The 19,524-nt window shown below is 67.3% G+C and carries 25 protein-coding genes and 1 tRNA gene; 14 read left to right on the forward strand and 12 right to left on the reverse strand.

Features of this window, described 5'->3' with window-relative positions:
* The first annotated feature begins 18 nt into the window (after positions 1-18).
* Positions 19-510 (forward strand): diheme cytochrome c, encoded by a 492-nt coding sequence (locus ACNKW1_RS00290; RefSeq protein WP_418362618.1) that lies wholly within the window; start codon positions 19-21, stop codon positions 508-510.
* 15 nt (positions 511-525) lie between these two features.
* Positions 526-1,854, forward strand: a complete 1,329-nt coding sequence (locus ACNKW1_RS00295) for a ferric reductase-like transmembrane domain-containing protein (RefSeq protein WP_418362619.1) — start codon at positions 526-528, stop codon at positions 1,852-1,854.
* Here the strand turns inward: ACNKW1_RS00295 and ACNKW1_RS00300 are convergent.
* From ACNKW1_RS00300 to ACNKW1_RS00330, 7 genes are all read right to left on the reverse strand, one after another.
* Positions 1,851-2,315: a periplasmic heavy metal sensor gene (locus tag ACNKW1_RS00300; protein ID WP_418362620.1), complete on the reverse strand. Its 465-nt coding sequence runs from the start codon at positions 2,313-2,315 to the stop codon at positions 1,851-1,853. The genes ACNKW1_RS00295 and ACNKW1_RS00300 overlap by 4 nt on opposite strands.
* Positions 2,312-2,836, reverse strand: coding sequence for an anti-sigma factor family protein (locus ACNKW1_RS00305; RefSeq protein WP_418362621.1), 525 nt, complete (start codon positions 2,834-2,836; stop codon positions 2,312-2,314). The genes ACNKW1_RS00300 and ACNKW1_RS00305 overlap by 4 nt, the downstream gene beginning before the upstream one ends.
* Positions 2,829-3,413, reverse strand: coding sequence for an RNA polymerase sigma factor (locus ACNKW1_RS00310; protein WP_418362622.1), 585 nt, complete (start codon positions 3,411-3,413; stop codon positions 2,829-2,831). Before ACNKW1_RS00310 ends, ACNKW1_RS00305 begins: the two co-directional genes overlap by 8 nt.
* A gap of 48 nt (positions 3,414-3,461) precedes the next feature.
* The gene (locus ACNKW1_RS00315; RefSeq protein WP_418362623.1) at positions 3,462-3,959 is read right to left on the reverse strand and encodes a hypothetical protein; all 498 of its coding nucleotides are present in this window, start codon (positions 3,957-3,959) and stop codon (positions 3,462-3,464) included.
* 157 nt (positions 3,960-4,116) lie between these two features.
* Complete coding sequence (locus ACNKW1_RS00320; RefSeq protein WP_418362624.1) at positions 4,117-5,472, reverse strand: sensor histidine kinase; 1,356 nt, start codon at positions 5,470-5,472, stop codon at positions 4,117-4,119.
* 27 nt (positions 5,473-5,499) lie between these two features.
* On the reverse strand, positions 5,500-6,165 hold the full coding sequence (locus ACNKW1_RS00325; protein WP_418362625.1) for a response regulator transcription factor: 666 nt from the start codon (positions 6,163-6,165) through the stop codon (positions 5,500-5,502).
* Between the two features lie 3 nt (positions 6,166-6,168).
* Positions 6,169-6,483, reverse strand: a complete 315-nt coding sequence (locus tag ACNKW1_RS00330; protein ID WP_418362626.1) for a PepSY domain-containing protein — start codon at positions 6,481-6,483, stop codon at positions 6,169-6,171.
* A 336-nt stretch (positions 6,484-6,819) separates the two neighbouring features.
* On the opposite strand from ACNKW1_RS00330, the gene tnpA reads away from it, so the two are divergent.
* The 12 genes from tnpA (at position 6,820) to ACNKW1_RS00390 (ending at position 15,359) form a co-directional block, all read left to right on the forward strand.
* Positions 6,820-7,212: an IS66 family insertion sequence element accessory protein TnpA gene (gene tnpA / locus ACNKW1_RS00335; protein WP_418362627.1), complete on the forward strand. Its 393-nt coding sequence runs from the start codon at positions 6,820-6,822 to the stop codon at positions 7,210-7,212.
* Positions 7,209-7,556 (forward strand): IS66 family insertion sequence element accessory protein TnpB, encoded by a 348-nt coding sequence (tnpB, locus tag ACNKW1_RS00340; protein WP_418362628.1) that lies wholly within the window; start codon positions 7,209-7,211, stop codon positions 7,554-7,556. Before tnpA ends, tnpB begins: the two co-directional genes overlap by 4 nt.
* 71 nt (positions 7,557-7,627) lie before the next feature.
* Positions 7,628-9,181, forward strand: a complete 1,554-nt coding sequence (gene tnpC / locus ACNKW1_RS00345) for an IS66 family transposase (protein ID WP_418362629.1) — start codon at positions 7,628-7,630, stop codon at positions 9,179-9,181.
* On the forward strand, positions 9,181-9,690 hold the full coding sequence (locus ACNKW1_RS00350; RefSeq protein WP_418362630.1) for a hypothetical protein: 510 nt from the start codon (positions 9,181-9,183) through the stop codon (positions 9,688-9,690). Before tnpC ends, ACNKW1_RS00350 begins: the two co-directional genes overlap by 1 nt.
* A gap of 106 nt (positions 9,691-9,796) precedes the next feature.
* The gene (locus ACNKW1_RS00355) at positions 9,797-9,964 is read left to right on the forward strand and encodes a hypothetical protein (protein ID WP_418362631.1); all 168 of its coding nucleotides are present in this window, start codon (positions 9,797-9,799) and stop codon (positions 9,962-9,964) included.
* Positions 9,965-10,268: 304 nt separating this feature from the next.
* Positions 10,269-10,601 (forward strand): ArsR/SmtB family transcription factor, encoded by a 333-nt coding sequence (locus ACNKW1_RS00360; protein ID WP_418362632.1) that lies wholly within the window; start codon positions 10,269-10,271, stop codon positions 10,599-10,601.
* 144 nt (positions 10,602-10,745) lie between these two features.
* Entirely contained in the window at positions 10,746-11,783 is a 1,038-nt protein-coding gene (arsB, locus tag ACNKW1_RS00365; protein WP_418362633.1) for an ACR3 family arsenite efflux transporter, read from the forward strand.
* 12 nt (positions 11,784-11,795) lie between these two features.
* Positions 11,796-12,218 carry an arsenate reductase (glutaredoxin) gene (gene arsC, locus ACNKW1_RS00370; protein WP_004291318.1) on the forward strand — a complete coding sequence of 141 codons (423 nt, stop codon included), beginning with the start codon at positions 11,796-11,798 and terminating at the stop codon, positions 12,216-12,218.
* Positions 12,196-12,948, forward strand: a complete 753-nt coding sequence (arsH, locus tag ACNKW1_RS00375) for an arsenical resistance protein ArsH (RefSeq protein ID WP_051019166.1) — start codon at positions 12,196-12,198, stop codon at positions 12,946-12,948. Before arsC ends, arsH begins: the two co-directional genes overlap by 23 nt.
* A gap of 19 nt (positions 12,949-12,967) precedes the next feature.
* Positions 12,968-13,516 (forward strand): sigma-70 family RNA polymerase sigma factor, encoded by a 549-nt coding sequence (locus ACNKW1_RS00380; RefSeq protein WP_038012257.1) that lies wholly within the window; start codon positions 12,968-12,970, stop codon positions 13,514-13,516.
* Between the two features lie 137 nt (positions 13,517-13,653).
* Positions 13,654-15,117: a permease gene (locus ACNKW1_RS00385; protein WP_418362634.1), complete on the forward strand. Its 1,464-nt coding sequence runs from the start codon at positions 13,654-13,656 to the stop codon at positions 15,115-15,117.
* A 2-nt stretch (positions 15,118-15,119) separates the two neighbouring features.
* A complete protein-coding gene (locus tag ACNKW1_RS00390) occupies positions 15,120-15,359 on the forward strand; it encodes a thioredoxin family protein (protein WP_418362635.1) in 240 nt (79 codons plus the stop codon).
* 187 nt (positions 15,360-15,546) lie between these two features.
* On the opposite strand, the gene ACNKW1_RS00395 is transcribed toward ACNKW1_RS00390, so the two are convergent.
* From ACNKW1_RS00395 to ACNKW1_RS00415, 5 genes are all read right to left on the reverse strand, one after another.
* A tRNA-Leu gene (locus ACNKW1_RS00395) sits at positions 15,547-15,631 on the reverse strand.
* Between the two features lie 9 nt (positions 15,632-15,640).
* Positions 15,641-15,901 (reverse strand): cell division topological specificity factor MinE, encoded by a 261-nt coding sequence (gene minE / locus ACNKW1_RS00400; RefSeq protein ID WP_418362636.1) that lies wholly within the window; start codon positions 15,899-15,901, stop codon positions 15,641-15,643.
* A 1-nt stretch (position 15,902) separates the two neighbouring features.
* Entirely contained in the window at positions 15,903-16,715 is an 813-nt protein-coding gene (minD, locus tag ACNKW1_RS00405; RefSeq protein ID WP_418362637.1) for a septum site-determining protein MinD, read from the reverse strand.
* A 31-nt stretch (positions 16,716-16,746) separates the two neighbouring features.
* Positions 16,747-17,517, reverse strand: a complete 771-nt coding sequence (minC, locus tag ACNKW1_RS00410) for a septum site-determining protein MinC (protein ID WP_418362638.1) — start codon at positions 17,515-17,517, stop codon at positions 16,747-16,749.
* 329 nt (positions 17,518-17,846) lie between these two features.
* Positions 17,847-18,884, reverse strand: coding sequence for an HDOD domain-containing protein (locus tag ACNKW1_RS00415; RefSeq protein ID WP_418362639.1), 1,038 nt, complete (start codon positions 18,882-18,884; stop codon positions 17,847-17,849).
* Positions 18,885-19,524: the final 640 nt, after the last annotated feature.

The following is a 19,524-nucleotide window of genomic DNA, read 5'->3' on the forward strand; positions in this document are numbered from 1 at the left end:
CCGCCCAGGAGACCCGCCATGAACACCCTTGCCCTTCGCCCCCTCGCCCTCGGTGTCGCCGCGATCGCCGTGACCCTCATGCTGCTCGGCCGCGCCCAGGCCGGCGACGACGACTTCTATCCGCCGGTCACCGACCCGCTCACCGTGCAGGAGTGCGCGAGCTGCCACATCGCCTTCCCTGCGTCGATGCTGCCCGCAGCGTCGTGGAGACGCATGATGGGCGAACTGGAAAATCATTTTGGCGACGACGCCAGTGTCGATGCCGACACCACCGCCGCGATCACCCGCTACCTGGTCGAGCACGCCGGCGACGTCGGCGGACAGCCGGGCAAGCTGCTGCGCGGCCTGCGCCCCGGCGATGCCCCCCTGCGCATCACCGAACTGCCGAAGTGGGTGCACGAGCACGACGAGGTCCCGCGCTCCGACTGGACCCGCAAGGACGTCGGCAGCAAGGCCAACTGCACCGCGTGCCACATCGACGCCGCGAAGGGCTACTTCGAGGACGACTGAAGGAGGGACCGGGTCATGAAACGCTTTCTGTCCGCCTTCATCGCCTTGGTCGGCCTGACCTGGGGCTGGGAAATGCTGTCGGCGACCGTTGCCGTCGCCAGCGCGCCGCGCAATCCCTGGGCGGTGCGCGAGCACGCCCTGATGCTCACCGGGCTGTGGTCCTTCGCGCTGATGTCGCTGGCGATGATGCTCGCCACCCGTCCGGCCTGGCTGGAGCGGCCCTTCGGCGGCATGGACCGCATCTACCGCGTGCACAAGTGGGCCGGCATCCTCGCGATCGGCTTCGCGGCGCTGCACTGGCTGGTAGAGATGTCGGACGAGCTCATCAAGGCGCTGTGGGGGCGCGAGGGGCGCCTGCCCAAGGATCACGGCGGCGGCTTCCTCGAAGCCATGCGCGACGTCGCCGAAGAACTGGGTGAGTTCGCGATCTACGCGCTGCTGGCGATGCTGGTGCTGACGCTGTGGAAGCGTTTCCCGTTCCGGGTCTGGCGCTACGTGCATAAGGTCATGCCGGTGCTGTACCTGGCGCTCGCCTTCCATGCCGCCTTCCTCGCGCCGCTCGACTACTGGACGCAACCGGTCGGCGTGCTGCTCGGAAGCCTGATCGCCGCCGGCAGCGTCGCCAGCGTGTTGGTGCTGGCCGGTCGCATCGGCCAGGGCCGCCGCGTCGCCGGCGTGGTGGAGTGGGTCCGCGAGTCCGGCGCGGGCGTCACCGAGGTGGTCTGCCGACTGGACGAGGGCTGGCGCGGACATCGTCCCGGCCAGTTCGCGTTCGCCACCTTCGACCGCCTGGAGGGCGCGCATCCCTTCACGATCGCCGGCGCCGACCGCGGCGACCGCCGGGTGCGCTTCGAGATCAAGGCCCTGGGCGACTACACCCGCGGCCTTGCCCGGCGCCTGCAGCCCGGTCAGCCCATGCAGATCGAAGGCCCCTACGGTTGCTTCGATCTGCCGCAGTCGCGGGACGGGCGAAAGCAGGTCTGGATCGCCGGCGGCATCGGCGTGACCCCCTTCCTCGCCTGGCTCGAGGCGCTGAAGGCGACGCCGGAGCAGGCGCCGGACGTCGATTTCTACTACAGCGTGCGCGAGCATGAGACCGACCCCTTCGTTGTCCGTCTCCAGGTCTTGTGCGCGAACCTGCCCACGGTGCGCCTGCACGTGATCAGCGGTGCACGCAACGAGCGCCTCACCGCGGCAACGCTGCGCGACCGCCCGCGCGCGGGCGCGCCGCCGGAGATCTGGTTCTGCGGGCCGCGCGGCCTCGCCACCAGCCTGCGCGAGGGACTGCGCGGACTCGGCATGGGCGGCGCGCGCTTCCACCAGGAGGCGTTCGAGATGCGCTAGCGCTCCGGGCGTGCGTGCAGGTCCTCGACCGTGGTGCGTGCCGGCGGCTGGGCAAGGAGCAGACCGAGCAGTTGCTCGCGCTGGCGCGCGTTGAGGATCGCGCGCTCGGCGATCAGCTGCTCGATGATCAGACGCTGCTGGGCCTGCTGCAGCTCGGCGATCGCCGCACGCTCGGCTTCGATGCGCAGCGGGTCGATCGACTCGGCGAAGAGGGCTTCGACGAGGGCGTGGCGGTGACCCTCCAGGCGGACGGCGGCCGCCTCGAACTGCTGCAGGAAGGGCGCTTCGACCTCCTCCCAGCGGGCGCGCTGCGCCTCGTCGAGCGCCAAAACCCGATGAAGGGGCGGCGCCGGCGTGGAGGAGGCGCCCGGCCCGAGTCGATCCAGCAGCACGGCGCCGAGCACGCCGAGGTTGAGCGCGACCAACAGCAGCAGCGCCATTCCAGGCTTGGAGGTTTTCATCGCGCGCTCCCGCTTGCGCCGCAGGCCCCGGCCCGCGGACAGAGATTTCCCGGTGGGACGGAGCCGAACACGCTCATGGCGGCCAGCGTCGTGTTCGCGGCCGGCGGCGACCGCGGCGCTTCGAGCTCCATCAGCATCCCGCCCAGCCACAGCCCGAGCCCGACGGCCGCAGCGGATCCGGCGAACTGCGAGAGGCCGAGGCGCCAGGGCATCGGCGGGCGGAGTCGATCCACCCAGCACAGCCACCATGGGCCTGATGCGTGCTTGCGTGCGGACGGCGACGCGCCCGCCTGCAGGCGGTCGACCAGCTGCGCGGCGAGATCGACCTCGAGGCGGATGGCGGGGAGCGCCGCGAAGGCGTCGCGCAGGGCGCGCAATTCGGCGAGCCGGCTCGTGCAGCGCGGGCAACCCGCGCAGTGCGCGATCAGTTCCGCGCCGGCCTCGGAGGGCAGGGCCGCATCGACGAGGGCCGACAGCGCTTCGTCGGCAGGGCACGGCCCCGGGGGGGAATTCCTATTCATGGAAGGCTCCGGTGTGCGGGTCGAAGTGTTCGAGCAAGGCGCGACGTGCGCGCGCGAGACGGGATTTCACCGTGCCCTCGGCGATCCCGAGGACACTGGCCAACTCGCCGTAGGCGAGGCCCTCGACCTCGCGCAGCAGCAGGATCTCGCGGTGCTCGGCGGCGAGCCGCCGCAGCGCGCGCTCGAGCTGGGCCTGGCGTTGTCGGCTGGCATAGCGGGCCTCCGGCCCCGGGGCCTCGTCGGCGACCTCCAGGCCTTCCTCCAGCGGCGCGAAGCGCACCACCTGCCGGCGACGCAACTGGTCGAGCGCCGCGTTGCGCGCGATCTGCAGCAGCCAGGTGGAGAAGGCTGCCTCGGGGCGCCAGCCGGGCAGGGCCTGCCAGGCCTTGACGAAGACGTCCTGGGTCAGCTCCTTCGCCTCCTCGCGGGCATCGAGCATTCGGTGGAGGAAGCGGAACACTTGCTCCTGATGGCGACGGACGAGCGCGCCGAAGGCGGCCACGTCGCCAGCGCGGGCGCGGTCGAGCTCGCCCGCCTCGCCCGCGTCCGCCGCGCTGCTCGGGTGCTCGCCGATCATGCGCGCGGGAGATCCGTCACCAGGCCTTCCCCCGCTGCCGCTGTCGAATCAGTGTCCGGTCTCCAGCCCCTTCCAGCCCGGGTGGTCGAAGTGCGCGGCGTAGTCGTCGAGGGTCTGCGCGAGGTGGACGACGCCCTGCTCCGGTTCCGTTCCGGCGGCGTGGCCGCCGATCACCTCGACGCCCTGGCCGAGCCTGGCGATGATCGCGTGCAGCACCTCGTCCGCCTCGGGCTTCAGCTTGCAGTTCTGCACGATGTAGCCGACCTGTCCTTCGACCCCTTCGGCCAGCGCACGATATTGCGCTGAATCGAAGCGCCCCGCATGCACCTGCGGGATGGCCCGCGCGAGCGCGTCGCGGATCGCCTCCATGCCGGTCCGGAGCGCGGCGTCGGTCTGCCATCTGGCGCCATGGTCGAGCTGGAGGACCGCGGCGTGGTTGTCATGGCGATGGCTGTCGGCCGCCACGGCGGGGGAGGTCGAAAGAAGGCCAGCGAGGATCGCGACGGCGCTAAAGGCCAGTAGGCGGAGGGTGGAACGGGATTGCATGTCGAGGGGGTCCTTTCGTCGTGGGTTCGGGGGGCGGAATCGCCTTCCTGCACAGTGAAACGAAGCGCCGCGCAAAAGGTTCCATGCCTCGATGGAAAAACCTCCGCGCCATACCATGCCGCCCGTAGCGGCACTGCCATGTTTTTGAGCACCGTGCTCAACCGCGCAGTGGTAGCTCGACGTCCACGCGCAGGCCACCGAGCACACGTCCGCGTTCGAAGCGGACAGTGCCGCTGTACTGGGCGACGATGTCGCCGACGATCGCCAAGCCGAGGCCGTGGCCGGGGCGAGACTCGTCGACGCGCAGGCCGGCGGTGCCGAGGCAGTCAAGCAGTTCGGGTGGCACGCCGGGGCCGTCGTCCTCCACACTGAACGTGAGCCGCGCAGTATCGGGACCGGGCACCACCATCACCCGCACCCGCGTGCGCGCCCACTTGCAGGCGTTGTCGAGCAAATTGCCGAAGAGCTCCAGCATGTCTTCGCGGTCCACCGGCCAGCTGCGCTCGTCGGCCTCGAGTTCGATACGAATGCCGCGCCCAGCGTGCAAGCGCTGTAACACTTCGATTAGCGCGCCGAGCTGCTTGCGCAGCGCGAAGCCGGCCCCGCTCGCGCCGCCACCAGCGAGGCGGGCGCGGCGCAGCTCGCGCTCGATGGTCGCACGCATGGCCTCGAGCTGGGCGCGGATCGCTGCCGCGCCATCCTCGTCACCGCGCGTGGCGAGCGCATCCGCGCTCTGGCCAAGCACCGCGAGCGGCGTCTTGAGAGCGTGGGAGAGATTGCCCGCGGCGTGCCGGATACGCCCGAGCCGCTGGGCTTGGTGGTGCGACAGGCGCTCGACCGCACCGAGCAGCGGCCGCACCTCGGCAGGCGCATTGGTCTCAAACTGCACGGCCTCGCCACGCTCCAACCGCCGGCAGGCATCAACCGCCTCGTCCAGCGGCGCCAGCCCGCGCAGCAGCACGCGCCGCTGCAGCACCAGCATCGCGATCAACGCCAGCCAGAGCACGGTCAGCGCCTGCACGCGGAAGGCCGCGATCGCGGCGTCGATCGCGGCGACGTCCTCGGCGAGAGCGATACTCACCACACGGCCGTCGGCGCTGTCTGGAAAACGCTTTGCGACCATCAGCAGCGCTTGTCCCGCGGGGCCCGCGAGCCGCCGCGGCGTGCCGTCTTCCATACCGGCCAGCAGATCGAGGTCCGCGTCCCAGGTCGAACGTGAGCGCCACTGCCGCTCGCCGAGGCGCACCACGAAGTAGTGCCCTGACAGGGGCAGGTCGTAGCCCGGCCCGGCTGCGGCGAGCAGGCTGGACTCCAGGGCAGCCTCGCCATCCTGGCGCACGAGCGCATCAAGCAGATGCACGTAGAGCAGGTCGGCGTCGTGATCCAGGCGAGCAAGCACATGCTCCTCCACCATGCTGCGCGGAAAGTCGCGCAGCGCAAAGGCCAGCAGCACGCCCGCGGCAAGCAGCACCAGAGCGAGCGTGAGCGAGAGGTGGCGGCGGATCGAGTTCATCTTTCGGCTTGCCCTCTAACGCGCACCTCAGTCGCCGCTGCGGAACACATAGCCCTGCCCGCGTCGGGTCTCGATGCGCTCGTTACCGAGCAGGCCGCGCAGGCGCCGGACGTAGACCTCGATGACGTTGCTGTCACGCTCGGCGTCGTAGTCATACACGTGCTCGGACAGCCGCGTCTTCGACAGTACCTCGTCGGGATGGCGCATGAAGTAGCGCAGCAGGCGGAACTCGGTGGCGGTCAGCGCCTGCTCGTTGCCGCTGCGATCGACCAGGCACTGGCGCGCCTCGTCCAGCCGCCAATCGCCCGTGCGCAGCTCGGTGTCGGGTACCGGCGCCGCACGGCGCAGCAGCGCCTGGATGCGCGCGAGGAGCTCTTCGATATGGAAGGGCTTGCCCAGATAGTCGTCGGCGCCCGCCTGCAGGCCCTCGACGCGCTCTGCCCAGCCGTCGCGAGCGGTGAGGATCAGGACGGGCACACGGTTCGCCGCCGCGCGCCACTCGCGCAACACCGTGAGCCCGGGCTTCCCGGGCAGACCGAGGTCGAGGATCACCGCGTCGTAGGGTTCAGTCGCGCCCAGATGAGCGCCGTCGATGCCGTCGCGTGCGAGGTCGACCGCGTAGCCTTCGGCGACAAGCCGGGTGCGTAGGCGCTCACCGAGCGGCGGATCATCCTCAACCACGAGCAGGCGCATCGATCACTTCTCCTTGCGTTCCAGAACTTCACCGCTGGCGGCGTCTAATTCAAGTTCGTGCACCCGGTTGCGCTCGTCGATAAGCTTGACCTCGTAGATCCAGCGCCCGTCCTCGTGCTCAAGTTCCAGGCCCACGACCTGGCCAGGCTGAACGCTACGGCTACGGGCCAAAACATCCTCGGCAGCCATGATACGGCCGGTCTCGCGCAAATGACGGATCTCATCCAGCCGAGGCCGCTCGGTCGCACTTGCGCCAAAGGCGAAGAGAGCGGCTGCCACGGTGACTCCCGACAGTGCAAGGCGAAAGGGGGTTCTCATGATTCAGTTTCTCCTCGAGGTTATTGGAGGAGGATTGTCGCAGCCCATCCTGAACGATGGCTGAAAAGGCCGAGCCGCGGATCGAGGCGCGTGTGTCCGGCTGCATCCGGTAGAACACGGTGGAGTCCAGTCGCACCTGCGGAAAGCGCGCCAGAAAATCCTGCTCGAACTCCCAGTGGGTCGAGGCCCGTCGGCCGTCGAGCAAGCCGGCGTAGGCGAGCACGTAGGTGCCCAGGCACAGGCCGACCACTGTAACCGTCCGAGCAACCCCGTAGTTCCCGATCAGAGCTGAATCATCGATCGTTGCATCTCCGAACTCACTTCGGGAGAACGACGATGGAGCAGGAGAGACTGATGGCGCAGGCAGAGCTACCGGCTCAGCGCCGTGGCGAGGTGGCCGTACAGCGGCGCGTACACCGGGACGATGCATTCTGGCGCGCGCATGAGCAGCAGCGGCGCCGGCAAGGCTTGAGCATTCCGCAGTATTGCCAGGCCACCGGCCTGGCGCTGTCGACGTTCCGCCACCGCATCAACCGCCTGGCCGCTGCCGAGGCAGGGTTGGAGGTGGGCGAAGCCGGCGGTCGCTTCATCGCGCTCGCGCAGGCAGCCCCGAGTGTGCAACCCGATACGGTGGAGCTCGAAGTGGTGCTGCCCGAATCGATGACGCTGCGTCTGCATGGCGCGGCTGCGCGGCAGGTGCTCGACCGCGTGCTGGCGCGACTGCCGTGATCCTGTCCTCGGCGATCCGTGCCCACGTCTATAGCGAGGCGGTCGACATGAGGAAGTCGATCGATGCGCTCGCGCAGATCGTGTCGCGCTGCATGGGCATGAACCCGCTCTCGGGCCAGGTGTTCGTGTTCATCGGCCGGCGTCGCGACAAGGCCAAGCTGCTGGTGTGGGACCGTCATGGGTTCTGGGTGCTGTACAAGCGCCTGGAGCGCGGGCGTTTCACCGACCCCGCGCGGCTGTCGGGTGACGGCCTGGCGATGAGCGAGTTGCTGGCCTGGCTCGATGGCATCGATCTGTCGCGAACACGCCGCCTGGCGCCGGTGGCGGCCAGCGTCGTGGGGTAAATCGCGGCTGCGTGGGCAATCGGTGATTCACCGCATTCACCCGAGGTGCCGGTGCTGGCATTCTTTGATCTATGAACCTGCCTGTCCCGATCGATCGCGCCAGCCTGCCCACGGAGCTTGCTCCGCTGCAGGATCTGGTGCTCGAACTGGGGCAGCAGATGCAGGCGATGCGTGCGCAGTTCGACGCCCAACTCGACACCCTGCGCCACCAACTGGCCGAGTTGCGGCGGCGCTTGTTCGGACCGCGCAGCGAGGTAATCCACCTCGGGCAGGCAGAGCTGTGGGCCGACCCGGTGCAGATTCCCGTACCGAGTGAGGAGCGTCGCGAGGTCGGCGCCCACACCCGACGCAAGGGCGGGCGGCCAGCGATCAGCCCGGATCTGCCGCGCCGGCGCGTCGAGCACGACCTCTCCGATGCCGAGAAGGCCGGATACACCGCGCTCGAGCGTATCGGCGAGGAGGTCTCGGAGTTGCTCGAGTACATTCCCGCCCGGCTCGAAGTGATCCAGAACGTGCGCTTGAAGTACCGCTGCGAGAGCGCCGACGGCCGCAGTACCGTGCGCACCGCCACTGCCCAGGGTTCGCCCCTGCCCAGAAGCAACGCCGGCGCGGGGCTGCTCGCCCACGTGATGGTCTCGAAGTACCTCGATCACTGCCCGCTCGCGCGCCAGTCGCGGATCTTCGCGCGCCAAGGCGTCGCTCTGTCGCGTCAGACGCTGTGCGACTGGGTGCTCGATGCGACCGAGTTGCTTGCGGTGTTGATGCCGGCCCTGCAACGCCACGTGCTCTCGAGCCCGGTGATCTTCACCGACGACACCACGCTGGCCCTTCAGGCACCGGGCAAGACGATCACCGCCCGCATGTGGGTCTATCTGGCCGGCGGGCAGAAGAAGGACGACGAGGGGCAGTGGCAGAAAGTGGCCCCGGCCGCACTCTACGACTTCACGGCCGATCGATCCGGGACGCATCCGCGCCGGATCCTGGGCGCGTGGCGCGGCTACCTGCAGGCCGACGACTACAGCGGCTACCGCGCCAGCTTCCGCGAGGGCGTCACCCACGTGGCGTGCTGGGCACATGTGCGGCGCAAGTTCTTCGATGTGGCCAAGGCAGCCCCCAAGGGGGCGCCACCCGGGCTGGCCGATGACGCGTTGCGCTTCATCGGGCTGATCTACCGCATCGAGCGTCGCCTGGTCGAGGCTGACCCGGACGTGCGCCTGCGCGTGCGCCAAGGGCGCACCCGGCGAGTGCTGACCGCGTTCCACCGCTGGCTCACCCATCACCACCCGACGCTGCTGCCGCGCTCGCCGCTGGGGCGCGCATTTGCCTATGCGCTGTCGAACTGGACAGCGCTCACCGTGTTTGCCGACAGCGGTCTCCTCGCGCCGGATAACAACACCGCCGAGCGCGCGATGCGACCGGTGGCGATCTCGAGGAAGAACTGGCTGTTTGCCGGCAGCCCACGTGGCGGACGGGCCGCCGCCGTGGCACTCTCGCTGATCGAAACCGCGCGCTTGAACGGCGTTGAGCCCTACGCCTACCTGAAGGATGTGCTCACGCGCCTGCCTGACCACCGCATGGACCGGCTCGATGAACTGCTGCCGATGAACTGGAAGCCCGCGCCCTGATGGACCCCGCCACCCTCGAAGCCCTCAACCGCGCAAGCTCGCTCGAACTGTTCCATCTGTCGCGCGTGATCGAGCGCCTGATGTCGGACCCGTCGCGAATCGTGCAGATCCGGCTGCATCTGCACCTGGGACAACGGGTGCGTTTCGTGGACGGGAAAGCGCCGGGCGCTGCGCTGCAACTGCGCAGCGGCACCGTGGTGGCGATGAAGGACACTCAAGTCACGGTGCAGGACGACGCCACCCGCGCGACCTGGACGCTGCCCTACGCGGCGATCGAGCTCCCCGCCGACAGCCGCGCCGCGCCTCAGGTGCCCACAGCCAAGCCCACCCAACGCCCCACCCGAGAGGACTTCCGCGTCGGCGACCGCGTCAGCTTCGAGGACCGCCACCTGCAAACGCGCATCGGCACCATCGTGCGCATCAACCAGAAGACAGCCAGCGTCGACTGCGAAAACGAGCCTGGCTGGCGCGTGTCATTCGGGCTGCTCAGGCACGTCGTCGATCTCTGAAGTCGCCGGCTCCGCCGGGGGGGCGGGGGGGCGGGGTTGCTCGGACGGTTACTTCAATGGCCAGGAGCGTTTCGGGCGCAATGAATACGGCGGTCGCCGAGAACAGATGCGGCCGGCTGCGACCGATCTCTGCCGCGAGGCCGAGCAGGCTCGGCTCGGCCTCGAGCTGCTGGCGCAAGCGCTCAGGGTCGAGGCTTCGGCAGTCGCAACCGTGGTTGATCGCAGTGGCCAAGTCGAGCGCACCAACCTGCCGGGTGAAGCTGAAATCGGCTGAGTCCATGCCCATGCTCACTGCGCGGCTTCAAGGCGCAAATACGCCCGGCTCACGTTCCCCCGATGCAACTCTTCGTAGTTGGCGAGGCGGGCGGCCCTGGTTCGTCACGAGAGCTTCACTCTGTCCTTACATGCTCGCCTCTACGTTTCAAGAGTTCTATAAGTATCATTATAATTGCTTCCGATGCGCTCGTCGGTTCGTAGGTGATGCTGCTGATCTGCTGGATGGTGATGCCGCCCCGTCACGATGCCGCCTAGGTGGGGCCCTGAGCGGCGCCCTGAGCGATGGACCCGGAGAACAAAATATGGAAAAGAACGCCGCACTGCCGATCTTCGAGGCCCTGTCCTCGGGCATCCGCCTGGACGTCTTCCGCCTGCTCGTGCGAGTCGGCCCTGCGGGCATGGTGGCGGGCGAGCTGTCGGCCGCGCTCGACGTCCCGCCCACGAATCTGTCCTTCCACCTCAAGACGCTGACCCACGCCGGCCTGGTGTCGGCGGAACAGGAGGGCCGCTTCCAGCGCTACCGCGCCAACATGGCGCTGATGCGCGAACTGATCGCCTACCTCACCGAAGAGTGCTGCACCGGCATGCCCGAGCTGTGCGGCGTCGATGCCTGTGCTTCGGGACTGAATTGCTGAGCTGAACGATCGCCCAGCCCGGGCTCATAACGACAGATAGGCCTCCAATGTCCGACAAGATCTACAACGTGCTCTTTCTGCGCTCGGCCAAGCCGCGCCGGTCCCCACTTGACCATATCGGCCAGACGCCGACAGAGGGCTGAGATGGGGCTGTTCGAACGTTACCTGACGGTCTGGGTCGGGCTGGGGATTCTCGCCGGCGTCGGCCTGGGGCTGGTCGCGCCGGGCGCGTTCCAAGCCATCGCCGGCCTCGAGTTCGCCCAGGTCAATCTGGTGGTGGCCGTGTTCATCTGGGTGATGATCTACCCGATGATGATCCAGATCGACTGGCATGCGGTGAAGGACGTCGGCAAGAAGCCGCAGGGCCTGCTCCTGACCCTGGTGGTCAATTGGCTGATCAAGCCCTTCACGATGGCGGCGCTCGGCGTGCTGTTCTTCCAGCATCTGTTCGCGCCCTGGGTCGATCCGGCTTCGGCCAGCGAGTACATCGCCGGCATGATCCTGCTCGGCGTGGCGCCGTGCACCGCGATGGTGTTCGTGTGGAGCCAGCTGGTGAAGGGCGATCCCAACTACACCCTGGTGCAGGTGTCGGTGAACGACCTCATCATGGTGTTCGCCTTCGCCCCGATCGCCGCCTTCCTGCTCGGTGTCACCGATCTCACGGTGCCGTGGGAGACGCTGCTGCTGTCGACGGTGCTCTACGTGGTGCTGCCGCTCGTGGCCGGCATGGCGACCCGGCACGTGCTCGAACGCCGTTCGGCACAGGCAGTCGCTGAATTCGTCGGCCGGCTGAAGCCCTGGTCCATCGTCGGTCTGATCGCCACCGTGGTGCTGCTGTTCGGTTTCCAGGCACGTACGATCGTGGCGCAACCACTGGTGATCGGCCTGATCGCGGTGCCGCTGCTGGTGCAGAGCTACGGCATCTTCCTGATCGCCTATGTCGCCGCGAAGGCGATGAAGCTGCCGCACAACGTGGCGGGGCCGGCCTGCCTGATCGGTACATCCAACTTCTTCGAGCTGGCGGTGGCGGTGGCGATCTCGCTGTTCGGGCTGAACTCGGGCGCGGCGCTCGCCACGGTGGTTGGCGTGCTGGTGGAGGTGCCGGTGATGCTCTCGCTGGTGGCCATCGTCAACCGCACCCGATACTGGTTTCCCGGTGCCGCCGAGGCGCGCCGCAACTGAACAAGGACAGACATGAGCGATATCACGATCTACCACAACTCGCGCTGTGGCACCTCGCGTAACACCCTGGCGATGATCCGCAACAGCGGGGTTGAGCCGGACGTCATTGAGTACCTCAAGACGCCGCCCACCCGTGAAACGCTGGTTGCGCTGATCGCGGCTGCCGGTCTCGGCGTGCGCGGCATCATGCGCGCCAAGGAGACGCTCTTCACCGAACTCGGCCTTGACGACCCGGCGAAGACCGAGGACGAGCTGATCGATGCAATGATCGCCCACCCCATTCTGATCAACCGCCCGATCGTCGTCACCCCGCTCGGCACGCGCCTTTGCCGGCCCTCCGAAGTCGTGCTCGACATCCTGCCGCAGCCGCAGCGCGGCGCCTTTGCCAAGGAGGACGGCGAGCAGGTGATCGATGCGGAGGGGCGTCGTGTCTGAGTCGCTGCCCGGCACTTCCGTGCCTGATCTGTCCAACATCGACGCCGCGCTGTTCCGCGTGCCAGATCCCGCGCGATTGCAGGTTCAGCAACCGTCCGCCCATCCGCCACGCATCGCGCTGCTCTACGGTTCGCTACGCACACGCTCTTTCAGCCGCCTGCTGACAGAAGAAGCTGCACGCCTGCTGCGCGCCATGGGCGCAGAGACACGCATCTTCAATCCCAGCGGCTTGCCGCTGCCCGACGATGCCCCCGACACCCACCCCAAGGTGGTCGAGTTGCGCGCGCTCACGCAGTGGGCCGAGGGCATGGTGTGGTGCTCGCCTGAGCGCCACGGCGCGATGACCGGCATCATGAAGGCGCAGATCGACTGGATTCCGCTGTCGGTCGGCGCCGTGCGTCCGACCCAGGGCAAGACGCTGGCAGTGATGCAGGTCTGCGGTGGCTCGCAGTCCTTCAACGCGGTGAACCAGATGCGCGTGCTCGGGCGCTGGATGCGGATGCTGACCATCCCCAACCAGTCGTCAGTTGCGAAGGCTTTCCTCGAGTTCGACGACCGGGACCGCATGAAGCCTTCGGCCTATTACGACCGCGTTGTGGACGTGATGGAGGAACTGGTGAAGTTCACGCTGCTGACGCGCGACATCGCGCCCTACCTGGTCGATCGCTACAGCGAGCGCAAGGAGAGCGCGGCCGAGTTGTCGGCGCGGGTGAATCAGAAGTCGATCTGACGATGCGAGGAGGGCACGCGTGACGGTCCCATGCTTGCTTGAGGCTTGGTCGGCGCATGAAGCCGAGCTCTTGCGCTACCTGCGGCATCGCCTCCGCCAGCCGGCCGAGGCCGAGGATGTGCTCCATGATCTGTTCCTGAGGGCGGTGCGTCAGCGCGAGCGCTTTTGCGCTGTGACCAATCCGCGCGCCTGGCTGTTCGAGGTGGCGCGCAATATCGTGATCGACAATGCCCGGCGCGCGCACGCCAGTGAGCCCTTGCCCGACAACCTCGTCGCATTTGACGAGGCTGAAAGCGAACTCGCGCCGGTCGACCGGCTGTCCGCCTGCCTGCCGCGCGTGCTGAGTGAGCTTGCGGCTGAAGACCGCGAGGCGCTTGAGTGCTGTGACATTGACGGAATGACTCAGCAGGCCTTCGCCGAGCTCAAGGGCCTGTCGCTGCCGGGTGCCAAGTCGCGCGTGCGACGCGCGCGGCAGCGGCTTCGAGCGCAGCTGCTGACTGCCTGCCAGGTCCAGCTCGATGAGGATGGGAAGGTCTGTTGTTTCGTACCGCGCCCACCGCTCGGCTGACCCCTGCATCCTTTTCAGCATTTCAACGTCTTCATCGGTGAGGCTAGTTGTCGACGGCGGAACGGCTGATCAGGTATCGCCTGTGGGTCGAGTCGAGCGGATATCAGACTGCAGGATTTCTTGCTGGAGTGGGTGAAATGGACATGGTGCTTTCCTGGGTGATGCCCGTCCTGTACGGTGGTATGGGCAACCTTGCCGCCTATCTCGCAGCGCATGTTCTGCTCTGCCTGCTGCCCGCGTTCTTCATCGCCGGCGCGATGTCGGCGCTGATTCCCAAGGAAACCGTCACCCGCTTCCTCGGACGCAACTCGCGCAAGGCGGTGTCGTATCCCGCTGCAGCTGCCGCTGGGTCCTTGCTTGCGGTGTGCTCGTGCACCATCGTTCCGCTCTTCGCCGGCATCTACAAGAAAGGGGCGGGGCTCGGACCTGCGATCACCTTCCTGTTCTTCGCCCCGGCGGCCAACATCCTGGCGCTGGTCTACACCGGTGGCATCATAGGCTCTGATCTTGCCATCGCGCGCTTCCTGCTCTCGCTGACTTTCGGCATCGGCATCGGCCTGATCATGGCCTTGATCTTTCGCAGCGACGACGCCGCGCATGACCGTGCCACCGACACCGCCTTCGGTGCCCAGGGCGCCGGGATGGGGCGGATGGCGCTGGTCTTCCTGTTCGTCTGGGTGGCGCTGTTGCTGGCGGGAACGCTGAAGCTCGACGTGCTGACCGGGACGTATTTCGACGTCAGGCTGCCGCTCGCCGACGCGCAAGGCTGGCAGGCCGTGCTCGACCGCCTGGTGCCCTACGACGCCGGCAGGGGCGAGGAGGGCGTGTCGCTGCAGGGCGTGGTGCTGATCGGGCTGCTCGGCGCGATCGGCTTCGCCGCCTGGCGAGGGCTGGATAACATCGCCGACGGTGCCAATGCATGGACCTGGATCAGTCTCGCACTGATCGCGGCGACCTTGCTGGTGGCCGCGCTGGCGGTGCAGCCGGTGGAAGGCGGGCTCCGCGTCGGTCTCACCGGCAAGTTCTTCGGCGTTGCCGCCGCGCTCGCGGTGCTGAGCCACATCGTCCGTCACCGTCTGAACGAGGACGAGCTGCGCGACTGGCTGTGGGAGTCCTGGCGCTTCGTGAAGCAGATCTTTCCGCTGCTGGTCGTGGGCGTGTTCATCGTCGGCATGATCCGCGTGCTGATCCGCCCCGAATGGATCCAGATGCTGGCAGGCACCAACTCGCTCACCGGCAACCTGGCGGGCGTGGTGTTCGGCGTGTTCATGTACTTCCCGACCCTGGTCGAGGTGCCGATCGCAAAGATGTTCCTAGAACTCGGCATGCATCGCGGCCCGCTGCTCGCCTACCTGATGTCCGACCCCGAGCTGTCGCTGCAGAGCATCCTGATCATCTCGGCGATCATCGGTCGCAAGAAGACCTTTACCTACGTCGGGCTGGTGGCGCTCTTCAGTGCCGCCGCCGGCCTCATCTACGGCGCCTGGATCGACGGCGCCTCACTGCTCATGCTCGCGCTCTACCTCGTGGGCTTCATCGCGCTGCTGGCGGTGCTGCTATCGGTCGCGAGCCGCCACGCGTCTTCACTGAAAGGAGTCTGATCATGCTCGAAATCAAGGTGCTCGGCCCTGGCTGCGCCAACTGCCGCAAGCTGGAAGAACTCGTTCGCGAAGCCCTTGCCACGACGGGGATCGAAGCCAAAATCCTGAAGGTCACCGCCATGGACGAGATCCTCGCCCATGACGTGCTCAAGACCCCGGGGCTGGTGATCGGTGGCAAGCTAGTTTCGTCAGGGCGGATTCCGACGACGGCGACGATTGCGGAGTGGATACGGGCAGCCTGAAATCGACCGACCGCAACAAATGCGGAGTGATATATGGGCCCAGCTTGACAACTCTTGCCGTGTCTCCTGCTCCGATAATGAGAAGACAGGTGTAGCGACCTCTGATCGATTGCAGCAAAAATGCAGCAAAAAACTCGATCAAACCGGGCCGACGCCCGATGGCGCTACGCAAGCCGTTGTTTCTTAATGGTACCCGGGACGGGACTCGAACCCGTAAGGCTTGCGCCGGCGGATTTTAAGTCCGCTATGGTTACCAATTTCATCACCCGGGCGCCCGTTGCTTAGCGGTTCTGCTCCGGCAGCACGATGTTGACCTCGAGCACGTCCATGTTGTCCTGCTTGTCGAGCTGGACCTTGATGTCGTCCGGGTTGACGGCGACGTACTTCGAGATGACTTCGATCAGCTCGCGCTGCAGGGCGGGGAGGAAGTCGACGGTTGGCGTGCCGCCGGCGCGCTCGTGGGCGATGAGCAGGGAGAGGCGGTTCTTCGCAATCTCCGCGGTCTTCTTCTTTTCGCCGAAGAGTTTGGACAGGAAGGACATGTCACTTCCCTCCGAACAGGCGCTTCATCAGGCCGGGCTTCTCGTAGTTGACGAAGCGCAGCGGGCGGTCCTCGCCCAGGAAGCGGCTGACCACGTCCGCATAGGCCTCGGCGACATCGGTGCCCTTGAGGTGGATGGCCGGCGTGCCTTGGTTGGATGCGTGCAGGACGGATTCGGACTCGGGAATGACGCCGATCAACTGCACGCGCAGCAGTTCCTGCACGTCCTTGTACGACAGCATCTCGCCTTCTTCGACGCGCTTGGGCGAGTAGCGCGTGATGAGCAGGTGCTCCTTGACCGGCTCGCCGCCGTCGCGCGCGCGCTTCGATTTGCTCTGCAGGATGCCGAGGATGCGGTCGGAGTCGCGTACCGAGGACACCTCGGGGTTGGTGGTGACGATCGCCTCGTCGGCGAAGGTCAGTGCCATCACGGCACCGCGCTCGATGCCGGCGGGGGAGTCGCACACTACGTAATCGAAGCCCATGTGCTCGAGTTCCTGCAGCACCTTCTCCACGCCTTCCTCGGTCAGCGCGTCCTTGTCGCGCGTCTGCGAGGCGGGGAGGATGAAGAGGTTTTCGCAGTGCTTGTCCTTGATCAGGGCCTGGTTGAGGCGGGCTTCGCCATTGACCACGTTGACCAGATCGTAGACCACGCGGCGCTCGCAACCCATGATCAGGTCGAGGTTGCGCAGGCCGACGTCGAAGTCGATGACCGCGGTCTTGAAGCCGCGCAGGGCAAGGCCGGATGCGAAGGCTGCGCTGGTGGTGGTCTTGCCGACGCCACCTTTGCCGGACGTAACGACGATGACTCTCACGGTTTCCCCTTGTGGATATGGTGCAGCTGGCTCAGTCGAGCTTCAGCGCTTCGAGGTTGAGTGTATGCTCGGCGCCGGTCAGCCGCACCAGGGTGGGTCTGCCGGCGAAGGATTCCGGGATGCCGCGCTCGAATGTGCGGTACACGCCCGCGATCGACACCAGCTCCGGGCCGAAATTGCTGCTCATAATGCGCGCCGCATGGTCGCCCTGCGCGCCTGCGATCGCGCGACCGCGCAACGGACCGTAGCAGTGGATGCTGCCGTCGGCAATGACTTCTGCGCCCGGGCTTACGCCGCCGAGCAGCACGAGATCGGCGCCGCGGGCATAGATCTGCTGCCCGGAGCGCAGGGGGCGGTCGATGAACATCGTGGCGTTCGGGGCGGGCTGCGCAGCGGGTGCCGGGGCCGGCGCATCGGCTACCGGCTTGGGTGTGGGTGCCGGGGCGGTGCTGTTCTCGGCGGGGGGCCGGGCGCCGCTCAGGGCGCCGTCGAGCAGTGCCAGGCCGGCGCGGCGGGCGTCGTCGTGATGCGCTTCGGCCAGTCGCGTCACGCCGATCGGTTGCAGGCGGTAGCGGCGCAGCAGCGATTGCAGGCCGGGCCAGTCGAGGCGCTGGGTCGTGCTGGCGAGACCGCCGCAGTCGAGCACCACGGCTTCGCCATTGAAGAAATCGGGCATTCCGCCAAGCATCTTGTGCAGGGCATCTGCAAGCTCGGCAGGCTCGGCGGCCTGCAGCACTGCGACGGTGACGCCCAGCGTGGTGTTACGGAATTCGATGGGGCGGGTGCTTGCGCTGGCGGCCATGGGTCGGGAGGGCTACAAAGTCATGCGAGTGTACTGACCAGCCGGGATTCGGGCAAGGCGCGCAACGGTGGCGCACAATCGCCGCGCGCATGCAGCGCGGCGCCGGGAGATCGGGGCGGGCGAGAGGCGTAGGGGCAGGGCAGGGGCGAAGCCGCGGGTGCAGGCGTGTTCGCCGCGCGTCCGACCGGGTGGGGGCTGGCGTAGCTGCTCAGTCGCCGTCGATCAGCAACTCTCCGTCCGGCCCCCTGCGGACCTTGGTGATGCCGGGGGATTCCGGCTTGAGCCCGCGCAGTTCGAGCTCCTGCGGGCTGATGCGTCGGGGCATGGGGTTACCTCGGAATGCGCACGAAGACCTGCAGTTGGGGCAGGTTCTCGGCCTCGGCATAGTCGGCGATCTGGCGGATGATGCCGCGTGTGAGCGTGAAGTCCGCGGCCAGCATCAGATAGCCTTGCCTGGACATCAGGTCGCGCGTCAGCACCATGCCCGGCTCGAGCATGTCCACGTTGAGCGCGCGCTCTTCAGTGTTGCTTGCAGGCGCTTCCACGGCGCTGGTGACGGCCAGGAAGGCCTCCACCACGTCCGGGTCGTAGCGCTTGCCGCTGTAGTCGACGATGAGCCGGGTCGCGGCCTCTGCGCTCATGCGGCGCGGGGCGATGGTGCCGATCTGCAGGCTGTCGAAATCGTTGGCGACCGACAGGATGCGCGCGCCGATCGGGATGAACTCGCCGAGAAGGCCGTCGGGAAAGCCCTTGCCGTCGAAGCGTTCATGATGCCCGCGCACCAGCTTCGCCGCGCCGTGCAGGTCTTCCAGCGCCATCAGTGCCTGCTCACCCGTTACAGGGTGCTTCCGATAGAGGTGCGTATCCTCGCCGTTCATGTCGGTCACCGAGCGCGCGAGCAGGGTGTCGGGGAGCCCGATCTTGCCGATGTCGTGGAGCAGGCTGGCGAGGAAGGCCAGATCGGCGGGAAGCTGGTTGCGCCGTGCCAGTTCCTGGGCAGCGATGGCGGTTGCGGTGGAATGGCGCCAGAAGTGCTGCAATGAGAGCCCGGGGCATTCCCTTGGCTGCGCGCCCGACAGGCTGGCGGCGATGGCCAGCGAGCGCACGCCGCGCAGGCCGATCAGCATGATCGCATCGCGGATCGAGTGGATCCGGCCCGGCATGCCATAGAAGGAGGAGTTGGCGATGCGCAGCAGGCGCGCGACCAGGGTCTGGTCGCGCGAGATGATCTCGGCCAGTGACTCGGCGTCCGCCTCCTCCGCATCGAGCGAGGTGATCAGTTCCACCGCCACGCTGGGCAGGGCGGGCAGGCGGGCTGCGGCTGCGCGCAGGCTGTCGGTGTCGAGTGGGGGCAGGGGCGCATTCATGGCTCGGCCCCAAAGTGCAGCGCAAAGGCGATGCGGTGCTGCCCATGGCGCGGCAGTCGGCACGAAACGCGCCGCCATCCAGCGTCAGCCTTGTGGAGGCGGGATCGGTGCCCCGCATGAGCGGTTGCAGGGGGGCAGGTAGCGCCTCGGCGGCAATGCTGCAGAGCAGGGGTTGGTTGGCAGACAGCAAGCGCTCGGCATGTGCGTTCACGAACACGATCATGCCTTCGGTGTCGACGCCGAAGATACCCGCGGGAACTGCGTGCAGCACTTCTCGGGCGACATCAAGCGCGGCATTGTCAATCACCAGTTCATGCTCCTTGGTGGTAAGCAAGGCTTCCAGGCGTGCGTTCGCAGCAGCCAACTCTGCATTCGAGACCCGCAGTGCTTCGGTGAGGCGATGGTTCTCCTGGGCCAGTTCCCTCAGCTTGAAGGCCTCGGCGATGTTCGTACGCAGTTGCTCATCGTCCCAGGGCTTGGTCAGGAACTTGTAGATCGCGCCTTCGTTGATGGCATCGGAGTTCGCCGTGAGGATGTCGTAGCGGTCGCGACGCAGCGCGCGCTTCAGTGCCGCGAGGATGTTCTCCTCGTCATCGACCAGGAGCAGGGTGCGGCGGCGTGTCTCCACTGCAGGTGGGGC

The organism is Thauera sp. WH-2 (genome assembly GCF_048321015.1).
GTDB lineage: Bacteria > Pseudomonadota > Gammaproteobacteria > Burkholderiales > Rhodocyclaceae > Thauera.